The following is an 18624-nucleotide window of genomic DNA, read 5'->3' as shown; positions in this document are numbered from 1 at the left end:
GGCAGGGCCCCGGTTGCCGAGAACTCAACCGGGGCCGTGCCGACGGGGGTTGGTGAGCGCTTGGGCCCGGGTTCAGGCGTCGGTCGGGAAGATGGTGCCCTTGTTCATGATCCCGTTGGGGTCGAAGGTCTCCTTGAGCTTGGCGAGAATCGGGTAGGCGCTGCCGTGCTCCTGCGTCGTCCAGGGCGCGCGGTACTTGCCGATGCCGTGGTGGTGGACCATCGAGCCGCCGGCCTTGAGCGCTTCCTCGACGATGATCGCGTTCAGCGGGATGTGGTACTTGTTGATCTCGTCACGCGGGTCGCAGTTGATCTTGTAGTCGTAGACGAAGTACAGGTTGGTTCCCGTCTGGTAGCTGTGCGAGGAGTGAGCGCCCAGCATCACCAGGTCGTCGGCCGCGGGGAACTCGGTACGGATGCGGCGGATGACGTTCTCGTACAGCTCGACCGTGCGCGACCAGTCGACCGAGACCTCGGTGGTGTAGCCGAGTTCGGCCTGCTCGAGCATGACCTGCTTCTCGGCCTCGATCTTGTCGACGCCCCAGTTGAGGTTGTCGAACCAGTTCTCGATGAGCTTCGGGTCGACCTTGTCATGCGGGTACCGGCCGATGACGCGCTCGATCTCCTCGCTGGTGGCGCGCACGATGCCCTGCGGGCCCTCGGCGACGAAGACCACGACGACCTTGCCGTCGTAGAAGTGCGCGAAGTGCTGGCGGGCGTCCTCGGGCGAGTAGACGCGTACGACGGAAGGCTTGAAGCCGTTGGTGACGACCTCGCGGATGACCTTGATGCCGGTCGCGATGTCGTCCACGAGAAAGCCGTGGAACTCGTTATTCTCCGGCTGGTACTTGAAAATCTTGACGGTGACCTCGGTGATGTAGCACAGGGCGCCCTCGTTGCCGATGACGATGTGCCGGATGTCCGGGCCGGCCGCACGGCGCGGCACGTTCTTGATGCGTGTGACGGTGCCGTCGGGGAAGACCGCCTCCAGGCCGACGACCATGTCCTCGATCGCACCGTAGAGCGTGGAGAACTGGCCGATGGAACGGGTGGAGACCAGACCGCCGTACTGGGCAAGCGGCTTGGACTGGGGCGAGTGGCCGGTGGTCAGACCCTGTGCACGCAGTGCGTCCTCAAGGACCTGGAGCGGGACACCGCACTGGACGGTGGCCTGCATGTTCTCGGCGTCGATCTTGATGATCTCGTCGAGGCCGGACCCGTCCAGGACGAGGGTGTCCTCGACGGCCGTCTCCAGGCCGCCCTCGGTGCCGGTCCGGCCGGTGCGCGCGACGACGTTGATCTGGTGCTCGTTGGCGAAGGCCAGGACCTTCGCGATCTCCTCGGTGGAACGGGCGTTGACGATCGCGGCCGGGAGCGGGCCGTCGAAGATGTCGTGCACCGACTGGTACTTCTTGAACCGGTCGACGCTCGCATGCTTGAGCTGCTCCGCGTCCGTCACCACCCGCTCGGCGGGGACCACGTCCGTCAGACGGGCGACGATGTCTTCGCGGGTGAGCTTGGAGAGCGACTGGGCCATCGGGATCTACCTCGTGGAGTTCTGGGGGGGCGTAACTGGATGGATGTGCTGGCGTTCGGGTGGCGGGCTCAGCGGACCAGGTAGCCCCCGTCCACGGGGAGTACGTGGCCGTTGACGTAGTCCGAAGCGCGGGAGGCGAGAAAGACGGTGGCCCCCATCAGGTCGGCCACGTCGCCCCAACGGCCTGCCGGGATGTGGTCCAGCACTCGCTGATTGGTCTGCGGATCGGCCCGCGTCGCCTCGGTGATCTTCGTGGCGAAGTAGCCCGGGGCGATCGCGTTGACCTGGATGTTGTGCTGGGCGAGCTCATCGCAGTACGCCTTGGTGAAGCCGGCGATGCCGTGCTTGGTGGCCGCGTACGCGGGCGACCACTGGCCGCCCAGGAACGAGAACATCGACGCGACGTTGATGATCTTGCCGGAGCGCTGCGGAATCATGAACCGGATCGCCTCGTGGCTCAGCTCGAAGGGGGCCGTGAGGTTCACGCTGACCATCGGGTCCCACTCGGCGCGACCGAACTGCTCCACCTCGGCCAGCTTCGAGATGCCGGCCGAGTTCACCACGATGTCGACCGAGCCGAAGGCTTCGGCGCAGCCCTCGACGATCTGCCGCGGCACACCCGGCCGGGTCAGGTCGGCCGCCAGGAACTCCATGCGGCGCCCCTCGGCCTCGATCAGCTTCTGTGTGGTGCCGTCGTCGGCGGTGACCGACGGGACGAAGACGTTCGCGCCCGCCTTGGCGAGGGCCAGCGAGAATGCCTGGCCGAGACCGGTGTTGCCGCCGGTGACGACGGCGTTCTTGCCGTCGAGGGAGAAGAAGTCGAGGTTGAACTCGGTGATGTCCATGCGGAGTTCGCTCTTTCTGGATGCGCTACGAGGTGGGCCGGACGGGGCGTTGCGGAGCGGACGGGTGAGGTGCGTCAGGAGCCCAACGGCACCGGCTCGGGTGACGGGGTGGCGTGGTGAGTGCGTGCGGCCAGCTCGCGCCGCCGTGTTCGGTCGGTGAGGGTGGTGAGGAGCAGGCCGAGCAACGCCATGGCGAGGAGGAAGGCGAACAGGGTGCTGTAGCCGCCGCCGTGCTCGGGCACCACGGGTGTGGCCGACGGGTCGCCGATCCACCAGGCGCACAGCGCCGGCAGGAAGGCGTCGGGCAGGTACGCGAGCCCGGAGGCGAGCCCGATCACGCCGCCCCGCTCGTTCTCGGGCACCTCGACCTCGCCGACCTGTGCCCAATACACGCCGCGGCTGGCGAACACACACAGGCACAGCGCGAACATCAGCGCCAGCGCCACCCACTTGAAGGCTGAACTGCGCGGCAGCACGAGGAAGACCAGGGCCACGACCGCGCTGCCGGCGAACATCCAGCGCAGGAATCGGGGGGAGGACTTGGTGACCTTGTCGACGACCATTCCGCCGGCCGGTCCGGCCACGAACTGGAAGACGTAGGTGCGTACGACGCCGATGACGCCGATGAGCGCGGCCGCCATCCCGTACCGGTTCTCCAGCAGTGGGGAGAAGTAGCCGAGGGTCGTGTAGAAGCAGTACATCAGCATGACCGTGCCGCCGATCAGCCACGTGTACTTGTTCTTCGCGGCGAGCCACAGCTGCCTGAGGGTGACGGTGCTCGATCCCAGGGCGGCCAGGCGCTCCTTGTCGCCCTTCACGAACAGCCACACCAGCGCCGCGAAGACGAAGCAGAGGACGCCGTAGATCCTGATCAGCCACAGCACACCCGCCGCCTCGGCCACGGACGCGGCGACGATGGCCGTTCCGATGAAGCCGATGATCGTTGAGGTGACACCACGCACGCCCTCCAGGAAACCGAACAAGCGGCCCTGTTCCGAGGAGTCACCCAGCATTCCGATGGCTTTCACCAGAGCGGCCCAGTAAAGGCCCATTCCCATGACGGCCATCAGCAGATGCGCGGCCAGGGTTCCCCAGTACCCGGGGACGGTACCCAGGTACAGGTCCGCGACGCCCGTACCGGCCAGCGCGACCACAATCAGCGCCTTGGGTGAGAATTTGTCGGCGAACCAACCGCCGAAGAAATACATCACCATCGCGACGATGCCGAAGACCGACACGATGTTTCCGTAGTCCTGCGCCGAAAGGTCGAGAGCTCGTGCGGTCGGCCCGAGGAAAACGAACCGGATGTAGGCGACCTGAAAAATGACGCCGCCGGTCATCGACAGGATCAGGAAGCTGACCCACCTCTGTGACCTGGTCATCGGACGACCGGCTCACCGGGAGGAGCGGCCTGGGGGTTCGATGTCACGCTAACCACCTCGTCGTGGAAAAGCCGGGCAGGAGGACGTGCCCGAAAAAAGGCACAAAAAAAGAACAGTAATCCTCCGAGGGGAGGAGTTACTGTTCTCTGGTCTCTAGTAACTGCCACGAAGCGCACGGAAAATCTCCGCTGCTCCGGAAGCCGATATTCGTTTGTCGCTGCCCTTCTCCAGGGCTGCCCCGCAAAAGTAAATGGGCCGTGTCGCCGGTGTCAACCCCCGGCGCCGCGCGTCACATCTTCCAGACTTCCCTGTTGGACGAGGCGATGGCGGCGGCGCCTGCCTTCAGCGCCGCGAACACGTCGTCCCGGTCGCAGACGAGGCCACCCGCGATGAGCGGTACGTCGATGTCGGCCACGACCCAGGAGATGACCCGCGGCATACAGCCGGGCAGGATCTCCACGCAGTCCGCGTTCGACTTCCGTACCTGCGCCGCGAGGTTGTGGTACGAGAGGGAGTCGATGAGAAAGAAGCGGTGCACCGCGAAGAGGCCGAGCTCCCGGGCGGCACGGACCATGAACGCCTTCGAGCTGAGGATGCCGTCGGCGGCCGTCTTCTCCTTGACGTACCGCACGACGACCTCTTTGCCCGCGAAGCCCTCGATGAGGTCCACGTTCACCAGGACGATCCGGCCGTCGTCCTTCAGCCGCTGAACGATCGAGGGAAGGTCGAGCACCGACCCGTGGAGCAGGAAGACAATCTTGCACTCCGAGCGCAGGACGGCGTCGAGGCCCTCCTCGTCCTTCACGCTGGCGACGACCGGGTGCTCCTCCAGGAGCGAGGGCAGTGACGTGGCGTCCATGGTGGTCTCCGGGAAGTGCGATGAAGCGGAACGCCCCCAGCCTACGGTCGTGGGCCGGGCGCCGCTCCCCTGCCCAGAGGGCCCTGCGGCACGAGGCCGGGCGGAGCGGGACTGCCGGCCACCGGCAGTCATTGCCGACTTCGGTGCACCCGGGCAAGGAGCAGAACGGTGTCGTCGGCCGGGGAGCTCGGCACGAGGCGTTCGAGGATCTGGTCTGCGGCAGCCTCCAACGATTCCGGGACACGAGCCAGTTCCGTACGGAGTGCCTGAAGGCCCACGTCGATGTCGCGGTCGCGTGTCTCGATGAGGCCGTCGGTGTACAGCACGAGGGTGGCGCCGTCGGGCAGTTGAGCCTCGGTTGTCCGGAACGGCGAGCCGCCGACGCCGAGCGGTACCCCCAGCACCTCGTCGATGACATCGGTCCGGCCGTCCGGCTGGAGGACGAGAGGCGGCGGATGCCCTGCTCCGGCCATCCTGGCGCGTCCGCTGGCGGGGTCGTAGCTGATGTAGAGGCAGGTGGCGAGTTCGATGCCCGCCTCTTGGGCGCACAGGTCGAGTTCGGCGACCAGCTCGTCCGGCGCCTGGTGGTGCCGGGCCAGGGCCTTGGCGGTGATCCGCAGTCTGCCCATCGAAGCGGCGGCCGAGACGCCGTGCCCCATGACGTCGCCGACGATCAGTCCGACCTGGTCGCCGGGCAGGGCGATCACGTCGTACCAGTCACCGCCGACGTCCGTGACCCGGCCGCCCGGCAGATAGCGGTGCGCGATGTGCAGATACGGGCTGGTCCCCAGCGAGCTGGGCAGCAGGGCCCGCTGGAGGGTGAGTGCGATATCTCTTTCGCGGCTGTAGAGACGCGCGTTGTCCAGGCACAGCGCGGCGCGGGAGGCGAGTTCGCCGGCCAGGGAGAGGTCAGGCTCGGTGAAGGTCGCTCGTGCCGCTGACCGGCCGAACATGGCGATTCCCTGGACCGTTCCCCGGGCGATGAGCGGGGCGAGCAGCAGACACGCCAGGCCGCTGTCGGCCATCAGCCGGGCCCGGTGTTCGTCCATCATGGTGCGGGCGATGAATTCCTGGTTCACCGGGACGGCGATAGGGCGGCCGGTGCGCAGCATCTGGTGCACGGCCGAGCCCGGTGGATAGTGCACGACGTCCAGGCCGCTCACCAGTTCCGTCGCCGGTGCGGGCAGGACGGTCCCGTGGGCGATCCGGCGGGTCATCACCGGCAGCGCCGGGTCGAAAGCCTCCCGCTCGTCGAGCCAGTCCACGAGTTCCACGACGGCTCCGTCCGCGAAATCCGGAACCGTGGCATCGACCAGCTCCTGGGCCGTGGTCACGACGTCCAGGGTGGTGCCGATCCGGGCGGCAGCCCGGTCCAGCAGCGCCAGCCGCTGACGGGTGGCGGTCGCCTCCACGATCGCCTGCTCCCGGTCGGTCACGTCCACCAGCAGCCCACCCACTCCCTGGCGGGTGCCGACCGCCTGGGTGAGCGGGAAGAAGCTCACGGACAGCACCAGGTCCCGGTCCGGGTGGCCGAGGGTGCGCATCCCCACCCGCGCCCCGACAACGGTCCGTCCCTCGGCGACGACGGTGCGCAGCATGCGCTCGTATTCGCCGCCCTCCGAGGTGATCATGATCTCGGTGAGGCGGCGGCCGAGGTGTTCCGCGATGGGGAGTCCGTTCATGTCCGCGAGAGCCTGGTTGAGGTGCAGGTAACGCAGGTTCTCGTCGAGCATGACCAGGCCGATGGGGCAGCGCTCGAAGAGTGCGTCGAGGAAGACGAGGTTGGTCTTCACCCTGTCCAGCTCGTCGCCGCGGCTCGCCAGCGCCATGACCACCGAACGGCCTTCGACCCCGGTCACCGGGAAGACCCGGAATCCGCAGTCGAAGTCCGTCCCGTCCTGGTGCCGGGCGAGCAGACGGCCGCGCCAGTACCCCTGGGCCCGTCCGCGCGCGGCCATGCGGGAGCAGGTGCCGGGCTCGTCCCCGGAGGGCTCGGCGAAGAGCACGGCACCGGGCTTTGCCAGCACGTCCGGTGCCTGGTGCCCGAAGAGGTCGTGTGCGCCCGGCCCCCAGTAGCAGATCCGGTCCTCGTCATCGATGCCGAATACGGCTACGGCCACGTGTTCCAGCAGCGAGCCGGGCTCCGACCGGAGCGAGGCACCGGCATTCGCGTCGCTCGGTCGATCTGCTGGCACCGATCCTCCGCACGCACCGCATCGTGGCCGGTCCGCCCTCCGGACGGCAGAGCGGCTCTCTTCATTCTGCGCTCCTCCCGCATCCGGGGACACTTCGGCGGGCGCACGGGCCAGGCGCCCGGGTGGGGGCGGCACCTCGGGTCCCCGCCACCGCCACCCGAATGGCCCACGTGCCCGTAGTGGCCCCCGTCTCTCCCCTCCGCCGCGACTGCCCACGCAGTCGGCCCGGGGCGCGGGCATGCACTGGATGTACTGGAAGCTCTCGATGAGCCGCAGCGCTGCGAATCCTCGCCGGACCGGCCGGGCCACGGTGGTGCGCTGCCCTGCCGGAGGCGCTCCCTCCCCCCACGCCAGTGCACTTCTGAGGAGTTTCCCCGCCATGCCCAGTCCCCACCTCTTCCCCAAGCCGCTCGCCGCCGCCTGCGGCGCCCTTGCCCTCGCCGTCCCGCTCACCGCCTGCGGGGGCACCTCCGGTGCCGACCCGAACGCCAAGGAGATCACCGTCTACAGCGCCGACGGCCTCAAGAGCGAGCAGGGCGACGGCTTCTACGACAAGGTCTTCCGGGACTTCGAGAAGAAGACCGGCATCAAGGTCAACTACGTCGAGTCAGGCTCCGGCGCGGCGGTCCAGCGCCTTGCCCGCGAGCGGGCCAACGCCCAGGCGGACGTGGTCGTCACCCTTCCACCGTTCATTCAGCAGGCCGACGGCAAGGGTCTGCTGGACACCTACCGCCCCCAGGGCTCCGACCGGGTCGCCGCCGCCGACAAGGACCCGGGCGGCAAGTGGACGTCGGTCGTCAACAACTACTTCTGCTTCATCCACAACAAGAAGGAACTGGGCAAGGCCCCCGCCACCTGGCAGGACCTGCTGGACCCGAAGTTCAAGAACAAGCTCCAGTACTCCACCCCTGGGGTCGCCGGCGACGGCACGGCCGTCATCATCAAGGCCCTGCATGATTTCGGCGGCCGGCGCCCCGCCATGGACTTCCTCAAGAAGCTCCAGGCAAACAACGTCGGTCCGTCCTCCTCCACCGGCCAGCTCGCCCCCAAGACCGACAAGGGCGAACTCCTGGTCGCCAACGGCGACGTCCAGATGAACTACGCCAACATGAAGTCGATGCCCAACCAGGGCATCTTCTTCCCCGCCGCCAGCCCCGGCAGCAAGCCCTCCACCTTCGCCCTGCCTTACGCTGCCGGCCTGGTCAAGAACGCGCCGCACCGCGCCAACGGCGAAAAGTTCCTCGACCACCTCCTCTCGACAGAGGTACAGAAGGAGGTCTCCTCGGTCGGCGGTGGCTTCCCCGCCCGCAAGGACGTCAAAGCCACCGACCCCCACGCCACCGAACTCGCCGCCCTCATGAAAGGCGTCGAGATCTTCCGGCCCAACTGGAACGACATCGAGAAGAACCTGGACTCCTACATAGCGGCCTGGAAGACAGCCACGGGGAGCTGAGGGGCGAGTTTCCTGCCCCCGCGTGCGGTGACAGGAAACTCACGCTGCGACGGTCGGCCGCCCTTGGGGCCATAGACCCTCGGCGGCTTCGGCAACCGCGGACACGGTCGCCGCGAACGGCCTCCGCCCTCGTCTGCGGCAGCGGATCACCGCACTCCTCGCAGTCCCGCCGAACCGTCCCACCATCCCCGCACCGCAGATCACCGGTCACTCCGAAATCGGACACGCCGAGGGCGCAGCACGATGGTCACGGATCCCATGGCGCCCACCCCACTCCCCTGGCCGCTCCGTCAGGAACTGCGGTCCGAGAGTGGACCGCCGCGCCTCCTGCTCATCCACACACCTGCCTGACGCCATCGACCGCAACCGCAAAACGGAAATATCGCACCAGAACGCTAAAGTCGCCAGGTGAGCCAAACCGAGGAACACGCGGAGGGCGCGGGCCCGTTCACCACCCGGCTGACCTGGCGCCTTCTGGATGGGGGCACCGCGGTCTGGGAGTCACGCCCGGCACGCAAGCGTGGCCTGCTGACCGTGCGGGTCCCTGGCGGGCTGGCGCCCCGTTCCCGCAGAGCGGACAGCGTGTCGGTCAGTCGACTGCGCAGCCTGAACGCCATTACCTCGGCCGCGTTCACAGTCGGCGGTGCCCTTTTCGCTCTCGGGGCAGGGGCTGCTCAGTTCGGCCCGGGCGACGCGACCAGCGCATGGGTCTACTTCGTCGGCGGCCTCTTCTTCAACGCCGGCGGCTACGCCTCACTGCTCCAGGCCGTCAACGCTCCCCGCCGGGACAGCGGGACCGCCGCGCTGGCGACGGGGAGCTGGAGGTGGTGGAGCTACGAGCCCGCGCGGATCGACTGGCTCAGCACCTGCGTGCTGTTCGTGGGAACGCTCGTGTTCGGCATCAACCTGCTGGATTCCCTGTTGCAGGGACTTTCGGTCCAGCAGGTGAACAGGCTGATCTGGGCCCCTGACATGGTCGGATGCATCCTGTTCCTGATCTCGGGGCACCTCGCGCTGGTCGAGGTCTGCCACGGCCGACCACGCGTCCGTCCCCGAGACCTGGGATGGTGGATCGTCGCGATCAACCAACTCGGATCCGTCCTCTTCATGGTTTCGGCCCTCGCCGCCTTCACGCGTCCCACGACCGGAAGCATGGTGAACGTCGGCATCGCCAACTGGGGGACGCTCGCGGGAGCACTGTGCTTCTCCGTCGGAGGTGCGCTCCAGTTCTTCGAGCGCCCCTGACCGTCGGTGGACGCTTCTCCCGGCCGGGAGAATCCGGGGAGCTCGCGCCGTCACTCGGGTCGCCATAGTTGCCTCGCGGAAATTGTTTCCCGTGTAAGAGGTTTTGTGGGTGACCCTTGGGTATGCGGCCGTGTGACGGCATGACGGGGAACCAGAGAGGAGCAGCCATGGCGACGGCAGCGACGCAGGACCACATAGCGGTGCCCCGCTCGGATACGGACACAGCGCCTGAGTCTGCTCAGTCTTCCTTGCCCCTGGTGGAGGATGCGCGACGCGTGGCCCCCCTGGACGCGCGCCGCCTGTCGAAGCTGTTCTTCGACCGGTTGTCGGTCCTGGAAGAAGGCACGGCGGAGTACCAGTACGCGCGCAACACGCTCATCGAGATGAACCTGTCGCTGGTGCGCTACGTCGCGCGCCGCTTCCGCAGCCGCGGGCAGGACATGGAAGACATCGTGCAGGTCGGCACGATCGGTCTGATCAAGGCCATCGACCGCTTCGACGTATCGCTGGAGAACGAGTTCACCACCTTCTCGATCCCCTACATCACCGGGGAGATCAAGCGGTTCTTCCGCGACACGACCTGGTCGGTACACGTCCCGCGCCGGCTCCAGGAGCTGCGCGTCGACCTCGCGCGCGCCCGCGAGGAGCTGGAGGGGCGCGGCATTGCCGAACCGTCCGTCGCCGACCTCGCCGAGCATCTGGAGCTTTCGGAGGAGGAGGTCATTGAAGGGCTGGTGGCCTGCAACGGCTATGACGCCGACTCCATCGACCGGCCCATCGAAGCAGGTGGCGGTGGCAAGCAGCAGACCGGGCTCGTCGCCGATCTCGTCGGCAACGAGGACCCCGCGCTCGCCCTGGCCGAAGACCTCCAGGCCCTCAAGCCGCACCTGGCCCAGCTCGACGAGCGGGAGCGCACCCTCATCGAGCTCCGCTTCGGCGCGGAGATGACACAGACCGAGATCGGCAAGGAAATGGGCATCTCCCAGATGCACGTCTCCCGCCTCCTCACCCGCGCTTGCGCCACCCTGCGCGAAGGCCTCCTCGCCGAAGGCTGACCACCCGCAGGACCCGCGCCAGTTGGCATCGCCCTTGCCTGCCCCCGACCCGGGGGCAGGCAAGTTGCCTCGCCCGCGACCACGGCCCTCGCACGAAGCTGACCAGCCCCCCATGCGCTCGCGCGGGGTCCCCAACTGGAGCACGCGCCGGCCGCTGCCAGGAGGGTGGAGGCCCCACAGCGTAGGGGGATGCGTGCGCCGACTCCCCCCTCGTCGGACGCGTCTGCACGCGCGGGTCATGGGTAGGTCCTGCGGCCTGACGGCCCTCGGTGCAAAGTGGGGATATGGGCTTCCGACGGCGCCTTACGGATCTGTGGCAGCCATGGCATTCGGGTCAGGCACTGTTGGCGATACCGCTCGGGCTGATCGCCGCGATCACGGTCGTCGACATTCTGGCTCCGGGGGACATTCACCTGGGGCCCCTGCTGATCGTCGCCCCGGCAATCACTCCCTGGTTCGCCGGCCCCTGGCTGACGGGACTGGTCGGTGCGCTCGCGGTGGCGGCCCAGGCGATCATCGCCGTCCTGCGTGACCAGGACGAACTGTTCTCGACCAACCACCAGGTGCAGATCGCGGCGCTCGCGTTGCTCTCGCTCGTCATCGTGGTCTTCAGCCGCCAGCGCGAGCGCCGCAATCGTCAGCTGGACCGCGTGCGGTCGGTGTCCGAAGCCACGCAACGCGTGGTCATCCCTCCGCTTCCCCATCGAATGGGCCCGCTGCGGATCGCCTCGGCGTACCGGGCCGCCGATGACGAGGCGATGATCGGCGGGGACCTGTACGCGGCGGCCCGGACCAGGAGGGGCGCACGGCTCCTCATCGGTGACGTCCGCGGCAAAGGCATGACCGCGATCAGCGACGCCTCCGTGATCATGGGTTCTTTCCGGGAAGCCGCCCACCGGTCGGCCACGCTCGCGGAAGTGGTCGTCGCCCTCGAAGCAAGCATCCGCCGGCATCTGACCGAGCACGCCCCGCACTCCGAGGCGGACGAGCTGTACGAGCAATTCGTCACCGCTCTGGTGCTCGACATCCACGACGAAGAACCCGTGGCGCAAATGATCAATTGCGGGCACCCCCCGCCCCTACTACTGCACAAGCATCGCGTGACCGGCCTGCACCCGAGCCAGGCCGAGCCTCCGCTGGGAATGTACGACCTGCCGAGGACCGGCCTCACCCTCGATCCGTTCCCTTTCGGGGACGATGACACGCTGCTCCTCTACACCGACGGCATCATCGAGGCCCGCTCCCCCGACGGCGCCTTCTACCCGCTCGCCGAGCGCGTCGCCCAATGGACCGACAGCGGTCCCGAAGCGCTGCTGCACCACATCCGCGCCGACCTCATAGCCCATGTCGGCGGGCAGCTGAACGATGACGCGGCCGCGGTGGCCATTCAACGCTCACCCAAACTCGCCCCCGGCCAGCAGCTCAGGAAGATGGTCCGCGTCAGCTCGCCCGACGGGTCAGGTTGATGGGCCGGGAGGCAGGTGGACGGTCATGATCAGGTGGCATGTCTCGGTGCCGGTGCCCCGGTAGGTATGGGGGGCGTCGCCGTCGAATGTCGCGGTCTGTCCGGCTTCGACGGAGTGCTCGTCGCGGTCGACGATCAGCGTCATCCGTCCGACGGTGACGCTGACGGTTTCGACGACGCCGGCCTGATGGGGGTGGCTGGGGTATTCCTCACCGGGTTCCAGCTTCCAGCGCCAGACCTCGGTGGCGGCCGGACCCGATGTCGTCAGCATGAGCCGGGCCTCACTGCCGTGCGGCCCGGTCCACAGGGGCGTGATGGCGTCGGCGGACACCACGCGTACGCGCTCCTCGGGGCGCCCCTCCATCAGGGCGGAGACCGAGAGGCCGAGGGTGTCGGCCAGCCGGACCAGCGTGGCGAAGTTCGGGTTGCCCGTCGCCCTCTCCAGCGCGACCAGGGCGCCCTTGCTGACGCCGGCACGTCGGCCGAGTTCGTCCAGGGACAGCCCGGCGCGGGTGCGGGCCGCCCTGACGTTGTGCGCGAGCGTCCGCAGGGCTGCCTCGGTCTCGGCCATCTGTCAACCCTCCTCGTGGAGTAAACCCGTCCAACGCACCGCCGGATCGTCGATGGACGCCCCTCAGTCGGTTGGTTGTACGGTCTAGTCGTTCCATTGGCATAGTAAGGGATGTACGTACCGTGATCGCTCTGCTGTTGGCCCTGGGCAGCTCCCTCGCCTACGGATGCGCCGACTTCCTCGGCGGCCTCGGCTCCCGCAAGGCCCATGTCCTGCGCACCGTGATGATCGCCGCACCGGCCTCCCTGGCGGTCGAGCTCCTGCTGTGGCCGTTCCTCGGCGCCTCCTTCAGCGACCGGACCATCGCCTGGGGCGCTGCCTCCGGTGTCGCGTCTGCCGCCGCCTTCGCCATGCTCTACAAGACCCTGGCCATGGGCCCGATGAACGTGCTTTCCCCGGTGACCGCGCTGGTCTCCGCCGTGCTGCCGGTCGGTGTGGGCCTGGTGCAGGGCGAGCACCTGGGCCTGGCCGGGTTGCTCGGCCTGCCGCTCGCGCTGGTGGCGGTCGTACTCGTCAGCGCCGGACACGGCGCCGGCGCGGCCCGCCCTTCGCGCACCGCACTGCTGCTGGCCTTCGGCGCCGGCGCCGCCATCGCCCTCCAGCTGGTCTTCCTGCACCAGGCGCCGTCCGACAGCGGCGTGGGTCCGCTGATCGTCGGCCGCGCGGTCTCGTCTGCCGTCACCCTGGCCGCGGCCGGACTCATGTACCGCAAGCTCGGCTCGGAGCGGCCCGCCTACGGGATGTCGGCCACGGCCGGTGTCCTGGACTCGGTGGCGAACCTGCTGTTCCTGCTCGCCTCCCGCAACGGCGACCTCGCCGTCGTCGCCGTGATCACCGCGCTCTACCCGGCCGGCACCGTCCTTCTCGCCCGCACCGTCCTGGCCGAACGCATCCACCGCGGCCAACTCGTCGGCCTGGGCACCGCAGCCATCGCCGTCAGCCTGCTCGCCCTCACCTGACCCGCCGCCCGGGCCTGCCCGTCCCTGCGCCGGCCGACGGTCCGGGCGACGGGATTCGCGCAAGCCCGAGCCCCTGGGCCGGCAGACCTCCTGCACGACAGGCGGTCGACCTCCCTCGTAGGCTGATCTCTCACGTGACGGAAAGGAGGCTGAGGTGGCCGGGACGACGGTGGCCGAGGTGATGGCCGAGCTGGCCGAGCTCGAGGACCCGAAGGCACGCGCGGTGAACGAGAAGCACGGCGACGATCACGGTGTGAACCTCAGCAAACTGCGCGCGCTCGCGAAACGGCTGAAGACGCAGCAGGAACTCGCGTGCCGGCTCTGGGAGACGGATGACACCGCGGCGAAGCTGCTGGCGATCCTGATCTGCCGCCCGAAGGCGTTCGAGCGGGACGAGCTGGACAGCATGTTGCGCGCGGCGCGCACGCCCAAGGTGCACGACTGGCTCGTGAACTACGTGGTGAAGAAGAACCCCCACTCCGAAGAGCTTCGCCTGGCCTGGTCCGCCGATGTGGATCCGGTGGTCGCCAGTGCGGGCTGGGCGCTGACCACCGAACGCGTGGCGAAGAAGCCCGAGGGCCTCGACCTCGCGGGCCTGCTCGACGTCATCGAGGCGGAGATGAAAGACGCCCCGGATCGCCTGCAGTGGGCGATGAACCACTGCCTGGCTCAGATCGGGATCGAGCACGCCGAGCACCGCACCCGCGCGATCGACATCGGTGAGCGCCTGGGGGTCCTCAGGGACTACCCGACTCCCCCGGGCTGCACGTCTCCGTTCGCGCCCACCTGGATCACCGAGATGGTGCGCCGACAGCACGACAAGACGGTGGCTTGATCAGGTCGCCGGCGCCAGGGGGACCGTCAGCCGCAGGCCGTCGCCGCAAGTCGTCGCTCCGAGCGCGGAGATATCGAGCGACTGGACAACAACGGTCTCCGACGGCGGGCGCGCTCAACTGGCGGAGACCTGTTCGGGTTCGGTGAGAGCAGTCGGCGCGGAGTCCCCGATCGCGACGCCCGGGGGCTGAAATGCGCCTTGTCCCTCGGAGCCGGTCTTGAGCGGCGGGGTGACCGCCTGAGGTCGCGGAGCCCTTCGCTGGGGTGTGGTGAGGACGGCCAGGCAGCCGACGACCAGGGTGATGCCGCCCCAACCCAGCAGGGGTAGGCGTTCCCCGACAACCAGCACAGCCAGCACGGCTGCGACGGCGGGCTCCAGCAGGGAGAGGGTGGTCGCCGTGCTCGCGGGGACGTGCGCCAGGCCCCAGCCGAACAGGACGTAGCCGATGAACATGGGCACCAGGGCCATGTACGCGCCGACGGCCGCGTTCGGCCAGGAGGCGACGAGCGGGGCGCCGGTCGCCAGCAGCACAGGCAGAAGCAGCACACCGCCCAGCCCGAAGACGCTCCCCATCGCCGCGCCGGAGGAGACACCACGGTTGATCAGCCGGTGTGCCGCCCAGGAATACAGGGCATAGGTGAGCCCTGCCACCAGGCCAAGCCCCACACCCGACACGGTCATCCGCACCGACCCGGCCCCAGAAGTGGCGTGCGCCTTGGTCGCTTCGGCCACGCACAGCAGTACCGTCCCCGAGAGCCCGAGGGCGGCGCCGAGCATCCAGCGGCGCGTCAGTCGGCGCCCGTCCACGACGCGCTCGATCAGGGCCGAGGCGAGCGGCGCCGAGCCGATCGAGACCACCGTCCCGGCGGCGACCCCGGCCAGGTGCATGGAGCTGTAGAACGCCAGAGGGTAGATCGCCACTGCCATCGCGCCGAGCAGCACCACACCACGCTGCGCACGCAGACCGGACACTTCCCGTGCGATACGAACCGCGGCCATCAGGGCCTGAAGCAGGCCGCCGAGGCCCATGGCGACGGCCCCGATCGCGAGAGGGCCCACCGATGGGGCGAAGGTGGCGGCGGTGCCGGTGGTCCCCCACAGCACCGACGCCAGGAGCACGCAAAGCGACCCCACGCGCACCGATCGGGCCGCACGTCCGGCGGGCCGCGTCACAGCCCGTCCACCAGGTTGGCCGCCATCGTCCGCGCATGCTCCAGACGCGTAGCCGCGCCTTCCAGGCCGGCACGCGCCATCGCGCCTTCCAACAGGAACGCCAGCTGCTCCGCCACCGCACGGGTCTCCTCGGGCCGCCCGGGCAGCAGTTCCTCAAGGTGTCCGGCGAGCAGCGACTCGACCTCCTCCTTGTGCCGGCGCACCACGGCCCGGCCCTCGTCCCCGGCGGGCAACTCGGCAGCCGCATTCAGCAGACCGCACCCCCGAAAGCCGTGCTCATAGGCGAAAGCCGCGTGGTCGACGTATGCGTCGAAGACGGCGAGCACGCCACCCCGCCCACCATCGGCCTCTTCCAGCCGCCGCCGGTACAGGCCCATCCACTCCTCATGGCGCGCATCGAGGTACGCCCTGACGAGGTCCGCCTTCGAGGAGAAGTTGTTGTACAGGCTCATCTTCGCGACGCCGGCCTCGGCGGTGATCGTGTCGATCCCCGTCGCCGACACGCCGTCCGCATAGAAGCGGCGCGACGCGGCGAGGAGCAGCCGCTCGCGCGCGCTCCCCCGCCGCCTCGCGGGCTGCTCCACCGCCTTGCTGGTATCGCTCATCACGCGCTCCCTTCCATATTAGGTAGGTCAGTCTACCTAGCAGGAAAGCGGCGCTCAACCGCCGAACGGGGCGTTGCATCTCCCGCGGCGCCACTGGAGGTGCCTCCCGCACACAGAGCCGGAGGGCGCTCGCCCCGTCTCCGGCGGCGAGGCCCGGCCGAGGGACCCTCGGTGCGGTTTGACCGACGACGGCCGACGACAGTCGCTCAGCGGCATGAGCCGCCTCAGCACCGCTTTGCGCCGACGAATGCTCGCTGGTGCACGGCACCAGCGTTGGCCAAGCTACGGCTTGTTGTTGCTCTTCTCCGGCCGTGCGGGACTACTCCCTGGTGGCCTCACCCCGCAACGCCTTACGGACCTGTTCGCCGCTCAGACCGATGGCGGTGGTGATGGTGTCGCGCGGGATCCCCCGCTGGTGCGCGGCGCGCATGGCGGCGTTGCGCCGGGCGGTGAGGGCCTTCTTCCGGTCGAGGCCGGCCACGGTGCGTTGGAGGAGGAGGGCCCAGGCGAGAAGGGCCCGCCCCTGCCAGTGCCTGAAGGTGTGGGCGAGCGGGCGGTTTCGGGGTGCGGGTGTGGTGCTGCCGGCCAACTGGACTCCCCCTGGTCGACTACTGGTGTGTCGACGGTGACGGGGCGCGGGGTGGGTCAGCAAGGGCGCGAAACGAACCTGTGTCTGCGCCCCGGCGTTACAGGGCGCTGGTGTCGAGCTCAAGCCCGAATGGCGCGGGCAAGTGCAGGGACGTCCCGTAGGGGTGGGGGCCGTCGGCACGGGTGTAGCCCAGCCGACCCGGCTCGGAGTACAGCGTGACGGACCGCTCCTGACGGTCGACGAGGAGATACAGCGGCGCCCCGTACTCGGCGTACCGCTTCCGCTTCACCACGCGGTCCGTGTCACCGTTGGACTCCGAGGTGACCTCGACGACCAGGAGGGTATCCGCCGGGAGCAGCGCCCCGGCGCCCTTCGCTGCCGAGGCCGGCACCACGGCGATATCCGGCACGTACCAGTTGCTCGATCCGGGCAGGTCGAGATTGCCCGAGCCGGTGACGCAGTCCAGTTCCCGGGCCCTCGCGCGGATTTGGTCCCGGATCGTCTCGGCGGTGGCTTCGTGGCCCCAGTCGGGTGCCACAGGCTCGATGACTCCCTCGACGATCTGGGCTCGGTCGCCGCGGATGTGCTGGACCGCGTACTTGAGGGCGCGTTCGGGATCGACGCCTTCGCTGTAGTCGGCGGCCTCGATCCTCATCGTCACCGTCCTTCGGGCCGCTGCTGCGCGGCTGTGGGGCTTCACAGAGTATTCAACGTCCGGCCCGCGCAGCCGCGCGAACACCGGTTGGGTCACCCCGACCAACACACAACGGCCCAGTACGGCCGGGCCGCCGGAGCCCTCCTCGCCCGTGGCGGCGCTTTCGGCACAGATGACGACAGCGCGGCCGCGTCAGGGGAACCAGCGGGCCCCGCCCGCCGATGACCAATCCCGAGCTCACGGAAACCGAGTGCCCGATCACGACGTTCTACGTCTCGATGGCTGCGAGAGTCCTTTCCGGGCTGCTGGCAGCCCCTGGGCACGTTGAAGTCGGCCGGCGAGGAAGGGCACACCGATGGCAGCCACCGCACCTGATCCCCAGCAAAGGGCGGCTCAGGACCGTATCGTCGCGACAGTCACATCCCTTCAAGCCGACCTGGCTCGCACCGATGCCAAGGCGAGCCTGCTGCTGGCTCTGTCCGGAGCCGCACTTGTGGCGCTGGCCTCATCGGCATCGGACCTCCACCCGACCGTTCCAGCTGCCGTGGCCGCCTCCCTCTCTGCCGCTGCGCTGTTGACCTCGACGCTGATCCTGTTATTCGCGATACGTCCGCACCTCGGAGGCGAGGGATAGACGAGCTGGTCTCGGCTCAGCACCGACCAATTGCGCGATCAACTCGCCTCCGGCTACCAGGTCGAGCACCTGAAGTTCATGGCCAACCTCGCCATGCGGAAGTTTCGTCGTATCCGGGCCGCGGTTGACTGCATGCTTGCCGGGCTCGGCCTACTGGCTGTCGCTGTCGCCCTCGTCGCAGCGGCCTGATCCGGCTGCCGTGTCCCTGTTTTCCAGTAGTCAAAGCAGGCAAAGACACCGGCTGAGGTCGGGCAGCCTGGTCGCGGTGCCCGATCGCCCCGGCGGGCTGTCGGCTACGTCGGTGCAATGGGCTCCTGACGCACCGACGACCGACGACCGACGAAGGCGCCGGCTGGGCGAAGCCGGGCTCACCCCAGCACGAGTGGCCCAATTGTGTTCCCGATCGGGCTCGACTCGACGCCTGCACACCACACACCGCGACGCCCGACGTTCTGGCTTCTCTGCGTCGCACACGTGCCCGCGTCCGCCGTCAGCACGGTGTCCGCCGCCAGCAGGGTGTCCGCCGAGATGGAGGCCGCCACCTCCATGCCACAGCCTGGCGCCGCAC

General features: G+C 68.7%; 18 protein-coding genes. 8 read left to right on the top strand and 10 right to left on the bottom strand.

Going from position 1 to position 18624, the window contains the following annotated elements:
• Positions 1 to 72: 72 nt before the first annotated feature.
• The 5 genes from ACGFZW_RS16500 to ACGFZW_RS16480 all read right to left on the bottom strand — a co-directional run bounded on the left by ACGFZW_RS16500 (position 73) and on the right by ACGFZW_RS16480 (position 6817).
• Positions 73 to 1536: an FAD-binding oxidoreductase gene (locus tag ACGFZW_RS16500; protein ID WP_393893814.1), complete on the bottom strand. Its 1464-nt coding sequence runs from the start codon at positions 1534 to 1536 to the stop codon at positions 73 to 75.
• A 68-nt stretch (positions 1537 to 1604) separates the two neighbouring features.
• Positions 1605 to 2381: an SDR family NAD(P)-dependent oxidoreductase gene (locus ACGFZW_RS16495; RefSeq protein ID WP_393893813.1), complete on the bottom strand. Its 777-nt coding sequence runs from the start codon at positions 2379 to 2381 to the stop codon at positions 1605 to 1607.
• A 74-nt stretch (positions 2382 to 2455) separates the two neighbouring features.
• Positions 2456 to 3763 carry a nitrate/nitrite transporter gene (locus ACGFZW_RS16490; RefSeq protein ID WP_393893812.1) on the bottom strand — a complete coding sequence of 436 codons (1308 nt, stop codon included), beginning with the start codon at positions 3761 to 3763 and terminating at the stop codon, positions 2456 to 2458.
• 289 nt (positions 3764 to 4052) lie between these two features.
• Positions 4053 to 4622: a glycerol-3-phosphate responsive antiterminator gene (locus tag ACGFZW_RS16485; RefSeq protein ID WP_393893811.1), complete on the bottom strand. Its 570-nt coding sequence runs from the start codon at positions 4620 to 4622 to the stop codon at positions 4053 to 4055.
• Positions 4623 to 4750: 128 nt separating this feature from the next.
• Positions 4751 to 6817 carry a SpoIIE family protein phosphatase gene (locus tag ACGFZW_RS16480; RefSeq protein WP_393893810.1) on the bottom strand — a complete coding sequence of 689 codons (2067 nt, stop codon included), beginning with the start codon at positions 6815 to 6817 and terminating at the stop codon, positions 4751 to 4753.
• Between the two features lie 379 nt (positions 6818 to 7196).
• Between ACGFZW_RS16480 and ACGFZW_RS16475 the strand changes: the two genes are divergently transcribed.
• From ACGFZW_RS16475 to ACGFZW_RS16460, 4 genes are all read left to right on the top strand, one after another.
• Positions 7197 to 8270, top strand: coding sequence for a 2-aminoethylphosphonate ABC transporter substrate-binding protein (locus ACGFZW_RS16475; RefSeq protein ID WP_393893809.1), 1074 nt, complete (start codon positions 7197 to 7199; stop codon positions 8268 to 8270).
• Between the two features lie 408 nt (positions 8271 to 8678).
• A complete protein-coding gene (locus ACGFZW_RS16470; protein ID WP_393893808.1) occupies positions 8679 to 9515 on the top strand; it encodes a hypothetical protein in 837 nt (278 codons plus the stop codon).
• A 140-nt stretch (positions 9516 to 9655) separates the two neighbouring features.
• Complete coding sequence (locus ACGFZW_RS16465) at positions 9656 to 10570, top strand: RNA polymerase sigma factor SigF (RefSeq protein ID WP_393893807.1); 915 nt, start codon at positions 9656 to 9658, stop codon at positions 10568 to 10570.
• Between the two features lie 284 nt (positions 10571 to 10854).
• Entirely contained in the window at positions 10855 to 12036 is a 1182-nt protein-coding gene (locus ACGFZW_RS16460) for a PP2C family protein-serine/threonine phosphatase (RefSeq protein ID WP_393893806.1), read from the top strand.
• Here ACGFZW_RS16460 and ACGFZW_RS16455 read toward each other — a convergent pair.
• Positions 12028 to 12606, bottom strand: a complete 579-nt coding sequence (locus ACGFZW_RS16455; RefSeq protein ID WP_393893805.1) for a helix-turn-helix domain-containing protein — start codon at positions 12604 to 12606, stop codon at positions 12028 to 12030. The genes ACGFZW_RS16460 and ACGFZW_RS16455 overlap by 9 nt on opposite strands.
• Positions 12607 to 12728: 122 nt before the next feature.
• Here ACGFZW_RS16455 and ACGFZW_RS16450 point away from each other — a divergent pair, with 122 nt between their 5' ends.
• Together ACGFZW_RS16450 and ACGFZW_RS16445 are read left to right on the top strand one after the other, a co-directional pair.
• The gene (locus ACGFZW_RS16450) at positions 12729 to 13565 is read left to right on the top strand and encodes an EamA family transporter (RefSeq protein ID WP_393893804.1); all 837 of its coding nucleotides are present in this window, start codon (positions 12729 to 12731) and stop codon (positions 13563 to 13565) included.
• Between the two features lie 181 nt (positions 13566 to 13746).
• The gene (locus ACGFZW_RS16445) at positions 13747 to 14400 is read left to right on the top strand and encodes a DNA alkylation repair protein (protein ID WP_393894110.1); all 654 of its coding nucleotides are present in this window, start codon (positions 13747 to 13749) and stop codon (positions 14398 to 14400) included.
• A 114-nt stretch (positions 14401 to 14514) separates the two neighbouring features.
• Here ACGFZW_RS16445 and ACGFZW_RS16440 read toward each other — a convergent pair whose 3' ends face one another.
• The 4 genes from ACGFZW_RS16440 to ACGFZW_RS16425 all read right to left on the bottom strand — a co-directional run bounded on the left by ACGFZW_RS16440 (position 14515) and on the right by ACGFZW_RS16425 (position 17422).
• Complete coding sequence (locus ACGFZW_RS16440) at positions 14515 to 15519, bottom strand: DMT family transporter (protein ID WP_393893803.1); 1005 nt, start codon at positions 15517 to 15519, stop codon at positions 14515 to 14517.
• 50 nt (positions 15520 to 15569) lie between these two features.
• Entirely contained in the window at positions 15570 to 16178 is a 609-nt protein-coding gene (locus tag ACGFZW_RS16435; RefSeq protein WP_393893802.1) for a TetR/AcrR family transcriptional regulator, read from the bottom strand.
• A gap of 319 nt (positions 16179 to 16497) precedes the next feature.
• Positions 16498 to 16767, bottom strand: coding sequence for a hypothetical protein (locus tag ACGFZW_RS16430; protein ID WP_393893801.1), 270 nt, complete (start codon positions 16765 to 16767; stop codon positions 16498 to 16500).
• A 97-nt stretch (positions 16768 to 16864) separates the two neighbouring features.
• Entirely contained in the window at positions 16865 to 17422 is a 558-nt protein-coding gene (locus tag ACGFZW_RS16425) for a Uma2 family endonuclease (RefSeq protein ID WP_393893800.1), read from the bottom strand.
• A 355-nt stretch (positions 17423 to 17777) separates the two neighbouring features.
• On the opposite strand from ACGFZW_RS16425, the gene ACGFZW_RS16420 reads away from it, so the two are divergent.
• Positions 17778 to 18056 carry a hypothetical protein gene (locus tag ACGFZW_RS16420; RefSeq protein WP_393893799.1) on the top strand — a complete coding sequence of 93 codons (279 nt, stop codon included), beginning with the start codon at positions 17778 to 17780 and terminating at the stop codon, positions 18054 to 18056.
• 30 nt (positions 18057 to 18086) lie between these two features.
• Positions 18087 to 18245, top strand: a complete 159-nt coding sequence (locus tag ACGFZW_RS16415; protein WP_393893798.1) for a hypothetical protein — start codon at positions 18087 to 18089, stop codon at positions 18243 to 18245.
• The last annotated feature ends 379 nt before the right edge of the window (positions 18246 to 18624 follow it).

It is taken from the genome of Streptomyces sp. NPDC048248, assembly GCF_043201875.1.
GTDB lineage: Bacteria > Actinomycetota > Actinomycetes > Streptomycetales > Streptomycetaceae > Streptomyces.
Note: the sequence above shows the minus strand (reverse complement) of the source record. Positions and strands in the feature narration are given on the sequence as shown.

Excerpts from the sequence above, each read along its gene's own strand:
- ACGFZW_RS16490 (WP_393893812.1), bottom strand. The coding sequence starts at position 3,763 with ATGACCAGGTCACAGAGGTGGGTCAGCTTCCTGATCCTGTCGATGACC.
- ACGFZW_RS16475 (WP_393893809.1), top strand. The coding sequence starts at position 7,197 with ATGCCCAGTCCCCACCTCTTCCCCAAGCCGCTCGCCGCCGCCTGCGGC.
- ACGFZW_RS16465 (WP_393893807.1), top strand. The coding sequence starts at position 9,656 with ATGACGGGGAACCAGAGAGGAGCAGCCATGGCGACGGCAGCGACGCAG.
- ACGFZW_RS16485 (WP_393893811.1), bottom strand. The coding sequence starts at position 4,622 with ATGGACGCCACGTCACTGCCCTCGCTCCTGGAGGAGCACCCGGTCGTC.
- ACGFZW_RS16455 (WP_393893805.1), bottom strand. The coding sequence starts at position 12,606 with ATGGCCGAGACCGAGGCAGCCCTGCGGACGCTCGCGCACAACGTCAGG.
- ACGFZW_RS16500 (WP_393893814.1), bottom strand. The coding sequence starts at position 1,536 with ATGGCCCAGTCGCTCTCCAAGCTCACCCGCGAAGACATCGTCGCCCGT.
- ACGFZW_RS16425 (WP_393893800.1), bottom strand. The coding sequence starts at position 17,422 with ATGAGGATCGAGGCCGCCGACTACAGCGAAGGCGTCGATCCCGAACGC.
- ACGFZW_RS16495 (WP_393893813.1), bottom strand. The coding sequence starts at position 2,381 with ATGGACATCACCGAGTTCAACCTCGACTTCTTCTCCCTCGACGGCAAG.
- ACGFZW_RS16445 (WP_393894110.1), top strand. The coding sequence starts at position 13,747 with ATGGCCGAGCTGGCCGAGCTCGAGGACCCGAAGGCACGCGCGGTGAAC.
- ACGFZW_RS16420 (WP_393893799.1), top strand. The coding sequence starts at position 17,778 with ATGGCAGCCACCGCACCTGATCCCCAGCAAAGGGCGGCTCAGGACCGT.
- ACGFZW_RS16460 (WP_393893806.1), top strand. The coding sequence starts at position 10,855 with ATGGGCTTCCGACGGCGCCTTACGGATCTGTGGCAGCCATGGCATTCG.
- ACGFZW_RS16435 (WP_393893802.1), bottom strand. The coding sequence starts at position 16,178 with ATGAGCGATACCAGCAAGGCGGTGGAGCAGCCCGCGAGGCGGCGGGGG.